The following is an 11,789-nucleotide window of genomic DNA, read 5'->3' as shown; positions in this document are numbered from 1 at the left end:
CAAGGCGAGCGACGCCTCGAAGCTGGTCAAGTTCGCCGGCGACGTGCGCACCGCCTTCGCTGCGGGCAAGATCGGAACGACGGTCTCTCCCCGCGAGCTGATCAACGCGGCCCGCATCGGTCTCGTGCGTGGCTCCGACTGGCGCGGGGGTCTCAAGCTCGCCTTCGCCAATCGATGCTCGCGCGTCGACAAGGAAGCGGTCGAGCAGGTGGCGCAGCGGGTGTTCGGCTGACATGACGCCGATCGCCTTCGAGCAGCACCAACGGTTCCTCCAGAAGATCACCTGGCGCGTTCTGCGCCGGGTGCGATCTGCGGGGTGCCATACGATCACCCACCAGGATCTCATGCAGGAAGCCGCCGTTGCCTGGTGCATCGCGAAGGAGCGCTGGAACCCGGAACTGAACGTTCCCTTCATGTCCTACCTCGGACGTGGGGTGATGCAGCACCTGAACCGCTTCGTGCAGAAGGAGATCGACGAGCGTCTCATGGCGCCGTTCGAGCTGGATCACTCGGAGGAGGAGGTTTCGGGCTCGCACCACGAGATCATCCCCGACCAGAAGGCCGTCACGGGCGAGGACGCCGCATCCCACAACAGCGTGCGCGCCTTCGTCATGAAGCGCCTGTCGCCCACGGCGCGCAGGTTCGTCGAGCTTCTGGAGAGCCCGCCTCAGTGGCTCTACGACGAGGTGAGGGCTCTTCAAGCCCGCGCCGAATATGGCCGTCAGCGCGGCCTCTGCTCCAGCGCGCCCAGCGGCGTCACCGCTGCGCTGGTTATGGACGTGCTCGGCGTCGGCAAGACCGAGCGCGGCCCCATCTACCGTGAATTGAAGCAGATCTCCTTCGAGGTCCAACAGCAGGCCGCCTGATGGAACACGTCCCGGACATTTCACACGCGCCTGGCTGCTTTGGTTCGGCCATGACGTTCAGCGAGGAAGCCGCCGAGTGCCGAGGGTGCATCTTCGCCGGCAAGTGCGCGCCCCAGTCGCATGAGCGCCGGCAGGCGATGCGTGCCCGGCTGGGTCTCGAACCCGAGCCTGCGCCGAAGCGGGTCACGCAGAAGCGCACCGCGGAAATGACCGGCGGTCTACCGAAGAAGGTCGCGGCGCTGCTGGAGCGCTTCGAGAAGACCGGCATCAAGATCACGGATGCCCTGCGGGCGAACCGGAACCCTTTCGAGGATCAGCGCCCCGTCTTCATGCGGCTGACCTGTCACCTGCTTCTGCGCCTGCCCGACGGCTTCTCGCGCATGAACCTGATGACGGCGTTCCAGCGCAAGCTCAACTGGAGCGAGGGCACTGCGTCGGCACACGTCAGTCAGGCGATCGCGGTGCTGACCGCGCTCGACCTGATCGAAAATCTCAACGGCACCATCAAACTCAAGAGGTGAGCATGGAAAAGACGATTGTGGTCGACACGGACGAGGTGCAGCCGACTGTGGCGCCTGAGCAGCCCGCCCCCGAACTCGATGCCGAACCCCCTGCCCTGCCCCAGCCGGCGATCCGCAAGGTCATGGTGGTGTACGACTTCATGCGTCAGGACGGCTTCAAGGGCACGCATCGCCTCTTCGTCAACGGCGTCGCCGACCTGCGCACTCAGGCCGACGTGGAGCACGTCGAGCGCATGATCGCCGAGAACGGCGCCTTCGTCTCTGTGGTCATCACGAACTGGAAGCCCCTGGAGGGCTGATACATGCACGCGCTGCTGGCCGCACGGTCGAGTTTTTCCATTGGTGAGTCCATCCTGACGACCGAACGGCTGGTCGACGAGGCGAAGAAGGTCGATGCGAAGTTGATCGGGCTGACCGACACGATGTCGGTCACAGGTTTGATCGATCTGACCAATCGCGCCAAGAAGGCCGACATCAAACCTCTGATCGGCTGCCGGCTGCGCGTAGTGGATGATCCGACGTGGCGCAAGCCCAAGGGCGAGAAGGTGAAGGCCCCGCCCGAGTATTTCCTCACCTGGTACGTCCTCTCCCAGAAGGGGCTGGAGACGCTGTTCAAGCTGCTCAGCCTCGCCAACTCCGAGGAATATTTCTACAACACCTCGAAGATCGGCTTTGACGACCTCTACAAGGCCCTCGCCGGCCTGACGGACGAGGACGTGGCGATCTCGACGGGCGACATGCAGGGCGTCCTGCATCATCCCAACCATCTCGATATCCTTCGTCGGATTATCGACATCATCGGCAAATCGGGCGTGTACGCCTGTCTCGTGCCGGTCGACGCGCCGGTGTTCGACGCCGCCAACAATCTGGCCGCGCGCGCGATCTCACGGCTCGACATTCAGCCCCTCACCGTTCGCCCGGTGATCTACGCGCAGGACGAGGCCGACGCGGCCGAGGTGATGGGTGCGATCGCGCGCAACGTGAAGATCTCCGATCCCTGGCACAATTCGCCCTACGTGCGCGACTTCCATCCGCGCACGACGAAGGAGCTCCTGGAGGACTGCAAGGGCGCGATCAACCGGCTGCGCACCCGGTTCGGCGTCGCCAATGCCCAGCTCGTCTTCGCGCAGGGGCTGAAAATGACCGGCTTCCTCGCCGGCCGGGTGACGTTCGAGTGGAAGAAGGCGCCGGTGTCCCTTCCCAAGATGGCGCCCGACGAGGTGCGCGCCGTCATCGAGGAGTGCAAGAAGGGCTGGACCGAGCGGTTCAGCACCAGCGTTTTCGGCCACAAGCCCACGGCCGAGGAGCTGAAGGACGTGTACCGCCCTCGCCTCGCCTACGAGCTCTCCGTGCTCAAGACGCTGGGCTTCGCCGGCTACTTCCTGCTGGTGCAGGACGTGGTGCGCTTCGCGAAAACGAACGGCATCCTGGTCGGCCCAGGGCGAGGCTCCGTGGGCGGCTCGCTCGTCGCCTATCTGATGGGCATCACCGACTGCGACCCGATCCGCTTCGAGCTCCTGTTCGAGCGCTTCATCAACCCTGACCGTCAGGATCTGCCCGACGCCGACCTGGATTTCATGTCCGAGCGCCGGCACGAGGTGGTGGAATATCTGGTCGGCAAGTACGGGCGCGAGCGCGTCGGCGGCATCTCCAACTTCGCGACGCTCGCATCGGCGTCAGCCATCCGCGACGTGGGGCGTGTGTTCGGGCTCGATGAGAACGACTATCGCTGCTCCAAGTTCGTGCCGAAGCTGCACGGGGTGCCGCTCAAGCTGGAGAAGGCGGCCGAGGAAGTGCCCGAGATCGCCGAGTTCCGCGATCGCTACAAGCCAATCTGGGACGTGTGCAGCACGCTCGAAGGCGTCATGCGCAACCTGGGCCAGCACGCGGCCGGCGTCGTGGTCGCCGAGTGCCCGCTGGTCGAGCGCGCCGTTGTCGAGAGTCGAAAGGGCGAGGCGGTCGTCAACTGGGACAAACGCATCGTCGAGGATCAGGGGCTGATCAAGATGGACATCCTGGGTCTGTCGACCCTCGATCTGATCCACCTGACGCTCAGCTACATCCGCAAGCGTCACTCCGAGCGCGTGAACCTTCTCCGCATCCCACTCGATGACGAAAAGGTGCTCACCAACTTCGCGACGGGCAAGACGACCGGCATCTTCCAGTTCGAGTCGGGCGGAATGCGCCGGCTGCTCAAGGAGCTTGGCAAGGACGGCACCATCACCTTCGACGATATCACGGCTGCGACCGCGCTCTATCGCCCCGGCCCGATGGACTCGGGCATGATGGACTCCTACTACAAGCGCAAGCAGGGCCTGGAGACCGTCGAGTACGACCATCCGAACATGCGTGAGCCGCTGGCGCCGACCTTCGGCGTGATGGTCTACCAGGAACAGGTCATGAAGGTCGCCCAGGTCGTCGCGGGCTACTCGCTGCCCGAAGCTGACAAGCTGCGCAAGATCATGGGCAAAAAGCTGCCCGAGGAGATGAAGAAGGAGCGCGGCAAGTTCGTCGAGGGCGCGATCAAGACCGTCGGCATGGATGAGGACGAGGCGGGCGAACTGTTCGACAAGATCGAGAAGTTCGCCGGCTACGGCTTCAACAAGAGCCACTCGGTCGAATACACCCTGATCTCCTATCAGAGCATGTGGCTCAAGACCTACTACCCGGTCGAGTTCTACGCTGCGGCGCTCACCCTCATGAAGGAAGAGAAGCTCCAGGCGCTGCTGAAGGATGCCCGCGCGAGCGGCATCGAGATCGTCCTGCCGGATATCAACCTGTCGACGGACCAGTTCGAGATCCTCACCGACACCAAGCTCTGCATCCCGTTCGGCCGCATCAAGGGTCTGTCGGCGAATGCGGCCAAGGTGATCGTCCAGGCGCGCGGCTCGAAGCCTTTCGAGTCGATGGAAGACTGCGTCAATCGGGTGAACCGGCGCATCGTCAACAAGGCGAAGATCGAGCTGCTGGACAAGATCGGCGCCTTCGCCTCGGTCGAGCCCACTCAGCCCGTGCAGCTTCACCCCGACCGGATGCGCGACCAGCGTGACCTCATCCCAGGGCTGGTGGACGCCGCGGTGACGATCGATCGCGACTTCCCGACCGATCGCGACACCAAGAAAGCGATCCTCGACGTGGTGAACGACTATTACGAGGAGATGGGGCCGGGCGGCGGCAAGGACGGCCAGCCCGTGCGGCCGATGTTCGGCAAGCAGGCGCGCTTCATGGTCATCTTCGATGCGCCCTCGCGCGAAGAGGAGGAGCAGGGCCAGATGTCCTGGGGCCGCGCGTTCAATGCGGTGTCGAATGCCCTCTATGAGAACGAGCTGTCTCGCGCCGACGCCTACTGGACGGCGCTGATCAAGCGGCCCAAGACCGGCAAGCAGGTGACGCCCGACGAGATCGCGCTCTACCAGAAGTACCTCGCCCGCGAGTTCGAGATCCTCAAGCCGCCGGTGATCGTCCTGATGGGCTCGACGACCGTGCGAAACTTCATCCCGGACTTCAAGGGCAAGGCGTCCGACAGCGCCGGCCAGATCGTCTACAGCCGCGATCACGACGCCAATTTCGTCATCGGCTTCAGCCCAGGCGAGATTTTCCACGATCCCGAGAAGCAGCACGCGATGAACGACGTTTTTGCCTCTGTGGCTTCGCTGATTCCGTAAGCGCGCGCTCGTTTTCGCGCTATAATTAAATCGAAATTGATTGAACGGTGCAGCATGTCCGAAGAGGCTACGAAGTCCGTCTACAAGGTGCGCAATCTGATCGATGCCGCCCAGCTGAAAAAGGATCTGACCTATTCGCTGGCGGATCTGTCGACGGCGATGGTCGGTCAGGCATCGCTGTTCGCCCACTACGGCACGCTGGCTTCCCGCGCCTCGCGCCAGGTCGACGATGTGAAATTCCTGCTCGAAACGGTCGAGGCCCGCACCTATCGCGTCAAGCGGGATGCGCTCGTCACCAAGGGCGACAAGTTCACCGAGAAGCAGCTGGAGAACGCCGTCGCGACCGATCCCGAGGTCGTGCGCTTCAAGCGTGCGCTGAATGAAGCCAAGCAGATCGAAGCCTCCGCGAAGATCGCCACAGAGGCGTTCCGGCACCGGCGCGACATGCTGGTGCAACAGGGCCTGATCTCCCGTGAGGAGATGAAGGGTGAGGTTTCGATCAATCGACGCAAGGCGCTCGATGATGAGATCGAGGCTCAGAAACAGCGGTTCGCGGACCGCGCTGCGAACAACAGTTGAGGCACTTGATGACCAACACTATCGAGACGCCCGAGGAGATCTTCGCTCGCGCCAAGCGCAGGGCACGGTGGTCTTTCTCTTCCGGGACCATGCTCGCCATCACCGCTATCTTGGCGATGATCACGCATATCGTGGTCTGCATCAAGACCAGTTCCTGGGTCCTGCTCCTCATCGGCCTGTTCTTCGCCCCCGTCGGCATCATCCACGGCGTCGGCACCTGGTTCGGCGTGTTCTGACTATTCGCCAGCAGTAACCGCGCACTCTAGCGCAGTTTCTGCTATAATATAACTAGCAGAAAGTCAGTATCTAGACAGCCTGCGAGTACAAAGCACTAAGCGCAAAACTGTAAAGGAACCCAGTTATATGGCACTGAATAACCCCGCCCTCCTCGCGATGCTCCGCGGTGCGAAGAACAAGTACAGCCGCAACAACGGCAAGATCGTCAAGCTCAAGGAAGGCAAGACGACCGTCCGCATTCTTCAGCCCGACCCGGCCAAGCCCTTCTGGGCGGATCTCGGCGTCCACTGGATCAAGCCGGGTCTCAACGAGAAGCCCGTCGCCGTCGTCGGCTGCCATGACGCTGTTCACGAGGCGCCCTGCCCCGTCTGCACCGCCATCGAGCAGGCGAAGAAGTCGGCGATCGACGACGAGTCCCTCAAGATCATCAAGGAGTGGGACGCCCGCAAGAACGTGCTCGTCAACGCCCTGATCCGTTCCGGCTCCGATGCGTCGGATGATCCGGTCGTCCTGGAGCTCACGACCGGCACCTTCGGCAGCATCCTCTCGGTCCTGGAGGAGTACGCCGGCGAGGTGAACGTGCTCGATCCCGAGGAAGGCATCGACTTCACCATCGAGCGCTCGGGCAAGGGCTTCGACACCCGGTACACCGTGATGCCGGCCGTCAAGTCCAAGCCCGTGCCGAAGGGTGCGATGGACAAGGTGTTCGACCTCAAGGAGTTCATCGAGAAGGAGTTCTTCCGCGGCGAGGAGACCAAGGCGATCAACAACATCGCCTCGATCACCGGCACCAGTGTGAAGTCGCTCCTCGGCCCGCGCGGCACCGCCCTGCTCACCTCGCCCGCTGCGTCGGTCGCGGAAGAGGTGCCGGCGCCGACCTCGACCTACAGCGAGGTCGATCCGCCCTTCGAGGTCGATGAACCGAAAGCGGAGCCGGAGAAGCCGGCTGCGCCCAAGCCCGCCGCGGCGAAGCCCGCACCGGCGGTTGAAGACAAGCCCGAGCCCGAGGCGGCTGGCGATTTCAACGGCGCCATCAGCGACGAAGAACTCGACGCCCTCCTCGGCGAACTCGGCGACTGATCCGGGAGTCGCTCACCCGGAGCGGCGGCGGTGCCTTTTGTGATCTCGGGCACCGCCGCCCATTCTTTCCACGCATCATACTTGTGGATTTAATCACAGTGAAAACTCGTGGCTTTCTGCTCATCGACGGCTCGAACATCGGCTACAAGGAAGCGGCCGGCACGGAGCTCAAGGTCGGCGAGCAACACACAACCGCGATCTACGGCATGTTGCGCACTCTGCGCCCGATGATCGCGACCTTCTCCATGCTGAAGCCGATCGTCCTGTGGGATGGCGCCAGCTGGCGGAAGAAGCACTTCGCGGAATACAAGGCGACGCGCGACATCGAGGCGCCGAAGAACAAGAGCCAGGAGATCCAGCGCGAGCTCCGGGCGCAGTTCAAGACCCAAATCCCCTTCATCAAGCGCGCCCTGACGCACCTCGCCGTACCGCAGATGTGGGCGCTCAATCTCGAAGCCGACGATCTCGCGGCCATCCTCGTGCGCCGCTACGCACCGGCCGGCAAGAAGATCATGCTGATCTCGGCTGACAAGGACTGGGTGCAGCTCGTGCAGCCCGGCGTCGGCTGGCACGACCCCATCAGCACGCACAAGATCCGCAAGATCACACACGAGACCATCGAGACCCATCTGGGCGTCAAGTCCGCGCGTGCGTGGCTCGAACTCAAGGCGCTCGTGGGTGACAGCTCCGACGAAATCCCCGGCGTGGGCGGCATCGGCGACAAGGGCGCTGTGGAGCTGCTGAACACCTACGGGTCGGTTGCCGACTTCCTCAATCGCACCATCGACAGCACCATGCCGAAGCTGCCGAAGAAGTTCGAGGACTTCGCCAAGAGCGACGAGAAGCAGGACATCTTCAAGCGCAACCTGCGCCTGATGGACCTCAATTCGAGCGCGGTGCCGGCCCCGATCAACCTCAAGGTCGACCAGGGCAAGTACGACGAAGAGGCGTTCGCCAAGTTCTGCAACGCCCTGGCCTTTCGCTCCATCACCAAGGACCTGTCCGAGTGGTGTGAGCCCTTTCGCATGAGGGTGCAATGACCAAGGTGGAGATGGCGACGAACAAGATCGCCAAGGACTTCGACGCGCTCGCCAAGGCGATGGACGCCTCGATGGGCCAGCTGACGGACGATCAGGTGGCGAAGGTGTTCAGCTTCCTGGGGCTGACGCTCACCAAGGTCCAGCAGCAGGTGCTGATCAACCGGCAGGCTCGCGTGACCGCAGGCGGGTTCTCGCTCGACATGGAGCTGCCGACCGCACCGAGTCCCACGCCCCCTGCCCTGACCTATCCGCCGGGTGTTCGCGGCAGCATCCGCACACCCGAGGGGCGTCTGTTCACCGGCGAGGCCGCCCCAGCCGCGCGCGACATCCAGCAGGAAGACGATGCCGACGGCGTCGGCTTCATCGAAGAGTAGGAGCGAACTATATGGCATCGGCAGAAGACATCGCGAAGGAGATCGCGGGCGCGATCGGCGGCAACGACGAGGAGTCGACCGTTCGGCAGTTCCTCGACACGGGCTTTCCCCCGCTGAACTTCGCCTCCTCCTCGAACTGGAACGACGGCGGCCCCGTCGGTCGGATGATCGAGATCGCCGGCCCGCCCAGCTCCGGCAAGACGGCGCTTGCGACCCGCATGATGGCCGCTGCGCAGAGCCAGGGCGGCATCGCCGGCTTCATGGACCACGAGCGTTCGTTCTCCCTGCGCCTGGCTCCCCAGCTCGGCCTCGACACCACGCCCGGCCGCTTCGTGTTCAAGAAGCCGGAGACCTTCGAGGCCTCGCTCCAGATGTGCGCCGTCGCGGCCGCCCACATCCGCGAGAAGAAGCTCATTCCCAAGCAGGCGCCTATCTGTTGGGTGTTCGACAGCCTCGCGTCGATGGTGCCGCAGTCGGCGCTCTACGAGATGAAGAACGGCAAGGTCATCGGCAAGAAGTCGCTCGAAGACCGCAACATGAACGACAACTCGGCCCTCGCGCGCGCCACGTCGAACTCGTTCCCTGCCTTCGCCCAGGTCTGCGAGGATTATGGCATCTGCGCGATCTTCCTCAACCAGATCCGCATGAAGATCGGCGTGCTCTTCGGCGATCCCCGCAAGACGACCGGCGGCAACGCGCCCGAGTTCTATTTCTCGCAGCGGCTCTGGCTCTCGGCGTCGCAGATTAAGGTGGGCACTGAGGTCGTCGGCCAGGAGGTCACGGGCAAGTTCATGAAGAACAAGATCGCCCGACCCTTCCGCGAGGCCAAGTGGCGCTTCATGTACCGCGAGGACGGCACCGGCTACTTCGACCGCGAGCGTTCGCTGGTCGAGTTCCTCAAGGCCGAGAAGTGCCTGGAGACGGAGGGCAACTTCCTCGTGTTCGAGGGCACGAAATACCACCCCGAGAAGCTTGCCCGCAAGATCGAGGCCGAGGGCAAGTTCGATGAGTTGGTGAAGCTCCTGCCGGCCACCTATGAGCCGCCGGTCGTGGCGGAAGTTGATCTCGACAGTGAAGACGCTGCGTAAGGAAACAACGCATGGCCCCTCCCAATCTTCCCGCTCCTAATCCGAACTACAAGCGGCCCACGATATATTTGGTGGATGCTGCTTCGGATGTGCGAATCGGATTTGAAATTCCGATACACTCCCAAACGCAGATCCCTCGATGTGGTGAAGGTATTGTTTTCTATCAGGACGGGATACAGCATATCTATGTGGTTAAGTCGATCTGCCACCATTACTTGAACGACGCAAGTAGTGTGGAGATTATGCTGAGAGTCGAACGTCTGCGATGATCTCACCACTCACCGACGAACAGATCGAGGCGCTCTTCGCGGAGCGCCTCACCATCGACGAGTTCGAGAAGCGCATCGGCTGTCCGGTCGTGCGCCCTCGCGCCATCGTCACGGCCGATTATCGCCCGCACAAGCGCGATCGGTTCTTCCCGACCATCACCGGCGGCGTGGTCGTCGGCGGTATGTTTCGCTAGGAGACCCAGGTGACGCTCAGCGTGAATGGCAAGGAGTTCAAGGCGTTCATCAACGCCGACTGGGGTCCGGGAGCGATCATCGAGGACGAGGTGGTCTATGTGGACGGTCTGCCGTTGGAGCATACCGACTACAATCAGATCCACGACGAGTCCCTGGTGGAGCTTCGCGGCGGCTGGATCTTCCCCAGCGGCAAAAACTGCGTGGACGCGGTGCAATTCGCCAAGCAATGGTTCGAGCAGCAGCGAACGCGCCATGTCATCTGTTCGGTCGACACCGAGATGACCGAGCTTTTCAAGGCTCACATCATGAAGTTCCCGGGTGCGAAAATCGTCTAACCCGCTCACACAGACCACTCCCGACACGCTATAGTTCGGTGTGATTCACGAGATCGGGTTGAGGGTCATGAAGGTCATCTCGGTGTGGCAACCTTGGGCAACGCTCATCATGCTGCGCCATAAACTCAACGAGACGAGGGGCTTTCCGGCTCCTCGCTCGCTTATTGGGACGCGGATCGGCATCGCATCCACCAAGCAACTGCGACATGAGCAGAAGCAGGCGCTATGCGACCCGGACTTCATGGCTCATTTTCTGCCTCTGAACGTCCCGCACTTCGACAAGCTGGTTCACGGGTGTCTCCTCGGGACGGTCGAGCTTCATTCGACCGAGCCGATCACCGAGGAGCTGATGGAGGACACGACCGACGAGGAGCTGGCCTTCGGCTGGTACTCCCCGGGTCGCTACGTCTGGCGCCTGCGAGACCCGATCCTGTTTGACGAGCCGATCCCTGTCCGCGGTCAACAGGGCATTTGGGAGTTTTCGCTAAATGACGAAGCCGCTAAAGTCGTGGCTTTTCCCGGTTAAGGTGGGCCGCCGCACAGTCGGCGGAATTTACATCTCTGACAAGGGCAATGAGCTGTTCCTGGTTAACCGCAAGGCCGGGCAGATCAACAAGGGGCAGGCGCCGACCATCTCCGACGCCATTCGTGACGGCACAGCCTCATGGGGCATCGAGGAGGAAGCGCTCCTCTCCATGCGGGCGCGCGGCGTGAAGATGGTCGGCGTCAAGGTGCGGGAGAGCGGCGAGGTGTGGCTCACCTACCTCGATCGCTTCTTCGACCGCGCGAACCTCAGCCAGCCGCCGCGGTTTCTGCGCGGCCCGATGCAGCGCTTTCTGTCCATCAACCAGTTCGCGCGACGGCCGGGAAAGCTCCGACTGTAGCGCGCATGTCCCGTCACAAACCCAGCTCGACTCACGCTATGTTTAGTCAGTTCTTATTGAACGACAAGGACTTAGCAAATGGACAGAGTGATCGGGTTGGCTCCGATGGGCGGTCGTATCAACCAGGCGCAGGTCAACAAGAAGACCTACTTTCGCATCTGCGATGCGATCGCCAGCGCCGGCTTCGACAAGAACCTCGCGGGGATCGTGAACGCCGATTTTCGCAAGCAGCATCCCGAATTCCACTACCGGCTGCTTAAGCAGATCGAGGTGGACAACTGGGGCTGGTACGCCGAGATCGCGGCCTTGAAGGCGCTGCACTCGTTCATCGGCAGCCCGACGACCGAGAGTGCCGCCCAGGGCCGGCTCTTCCCCTGCATCAGCGCCGCCAAGCGGAAGAAGACCGAACGGCTCAAGAAGGAGCTGATCATCGGCATCAACCGCAAGCGTCTCACCGAATACCTCGAAGAGGTCGACGTGGTCGATCTGCTCGAACAGGTGGACGAGCACATGACCAAGCTGGAGGCCGAGAACGCGAAGCTGGCCGAGCGCAACAGCAAGCTCTTCGCCATCTTCGATCGAACCAAGACGCGGTTCGACAACGGCCGCTTCGTCGTGCGGGTGCCCGCCGTGTCGCGTTCGATCTCTGCCTAGCG

16 protein-coding genes are annotated in these 11,789 nt (G+C 62.6%); all 16 read left to right on the top strand.

What is annotated here, in order from left to right:
* On the top strand, positions 1 to 232 hold a 232-nt coding region (locus tag ACT54R_RS25325), incomplete at its 5' end, for a CbbQ/NirQ/NorQ domain-containing protein (RefSeq protein ID WP_476331854.1).
* 1 nt (position 233) lies between these two features.
* Positions 234 to 866, top strand: coding sequence for a hypothetical protein (locus ACT54R_RS25320; RefSeq protein WP_476331851.1), 633 nt, complete (start codon positions 234 to 236; stop codon positions 864 to 866).
* Positions 866 to 1,387: a hypothetical protein gene (locus ACT54R_RS25315; protein WP_476331848.1), complete on the top strand. Its 522-nt coding sequence runs from the start codon at positions 866 to 868 to the stop codon at positions 1,385 to 1,387. The genes ACT54R_RS25320 and ACT54R_RS25315 overlap by 1 nt, the downstream gene beginning before the upstream one ends.
* Before the next feature lie 2 nt (positions 1,388 to 1,389).
* The gene (locus tag ACT54R_RS25310; RefSeq protein ID WP_476331845.1) at positions 1,390 to 1,686 is read left to right on the top strand and encodes a hypothetical protein; all 297 of its coding nucleotides are present in this window, start codon (positions 1,390 to 1,392) and stop codon (positions 1,684 to 1,686) included.
* 3 nt (positions 1,687 to 1,689) lie between these two features.
* The gene (dnaE, locus tag ACT54R_RS25305; protein WP_476331842.1) at positions 1,690 to 5,052 is read left to right on the top strand and encodes a DNA polymerase III subunit alpha; all 3,363 of its coding nucleotides are present in this window, start codon (positions 1,690 to 1,692) and stop codon (positions 5,050 to 5,052) included.
* Positions 5,053 to 5,106: 54 nt separating this feature from the next.
* On the top strand, positions 5,107 to 5,631 hold the full coding sequence (locus ACT54R_RS25300) for a hypothetical protein (RefSeq protein WP_476331839.1): 525 nt from the start codon (positions 5,107 to 5,109) through the stop codon (positions 5,629 to 5,631).
* A gap of 8 nt (positions 5,632 to 5,639) precedes the next feature.
* A complete protein-coding gene (locus ACT54R_RS25295) occupies positions 5,640 to 5,867 on the top strand; it encodes a hypothetical protein (protein ID WP_476331836.1) in 228 nt (75 codons plus the stop codon).
* 127 nt (positions 5,868 to 5,994) lie between these two features.
* Positions 5,995 to 6,948, top strand: a complete 954-nt coding sequence (locus tag ACT54R_RS25290) for a hypothetical protein (protein ID WP_476331834.1) — start codon at positions 5,995 to 5,997, stop codon at positions 6,946 to 6,948.
* A 98-nt stretch (positions 6,949 to 7,046) separates the two neighbouring features.
* Positions 7,047 to 7,988 (top strand): 5'-3' exonuclease H3TH domain-containing protein, encoded by a 942-nt coding sequence (locus ACT54R_RS25285; protein WP_476331831.1) that lies wholly within the window; start codon positions 7,047 to 7,049, stop codon positions 7,986 to 7,988.
* Complete coding sequence (locus ACT54R_RS25280; protein WP_476331828.1) at positions 7,985 to 8,362, top strand: hypothetical protein; 378 nt, start codon at positions 7,985 to 7,987, stop codon at positions 8,360 to 8,362. The genes ACT54R_RS25285 and ACT54R_RS25280 overlap by 4 nt, the downstream gene beginning before the upstream one ends.
* Positions 8,363 to 8,373: 11 nt before the next feature.
* A complete protein-coding gene (locus ACT54R_RS25275; RefSeq protein ID WP_476331825.1) occupies positions 8,374 to 9,450 on the top strand; it encodes a RecA family protein in 1,077 nt (358 codons plus the stop codon).
* 265 nt (positions 9,451 to 9,715) lie between these two features.
* Entirely contained in the window at positions 9,716 to 9,913 is a 198-nt protein-coding gene (locus tag ACT54R_RS25270; RefSeq protein WP_476331822.1) for a hypothetical protein, read from the top strand.
* 9 nt (positions 9,914 to 9,922) lie between these two features.
* Positions 9,923 to 10,249, top strand: coding sequence for a hypothetical protein (locus ACT54R_RS25265; protein ID WP_476331819.1), 327 nt, complete (start codon positions 9,923 to 9,925; stop codon positions 10,247 to 10,249).
* A gap of 67 nt (positions 10,250 to 10,316) precedes the next feature.
* Positions 10,317 to 10,775 (top strand): ASCH domain-containing protein, encoded by a 459-nt coding sequence (locus ACT54R_RS25260; protein ID WP_476331816.1) that lies wholly within the window; start codon positions 10,317 to 10,319, stop codon positions 10,773 to 10,775.
* A complete protein-coding gene (locus ACT54R_RS25255; protein ID WP_476331813.1) occupies positions 10,738 to 11,133 on the top strand; it encodes a hypothetical protein in 396 nt (131 codons plus the stop codon). Before ACT54R_RS25260 ends, ACT54R_RS25255 begins: the two co-directional genes overlap by 38 nt.
* 78 nt (positions 11,134 to 11,211) lie before the next feature.
* Positions 11,212 to 11,787 (top strand): hypothetical protein, encoded by a 576-nt coding sequence (locus ACT54R_RS25250; RefSeq protein WP_476331810.1) that lies wholly within the window; start codon positions 11,212 to 11,214, stop codon positions 11,785 to 11,787.
* Positions 11,788 to 11,789 lie beyond the last annotated feature (2 nt).

The organism is Xanthobacter sp. DMC47 (assembly GCF_056313845.1).
Note: the sequence above shows the minus strand (reverse complement) of the source record. Positions and strands in the feature narration are given on the sequence as shown.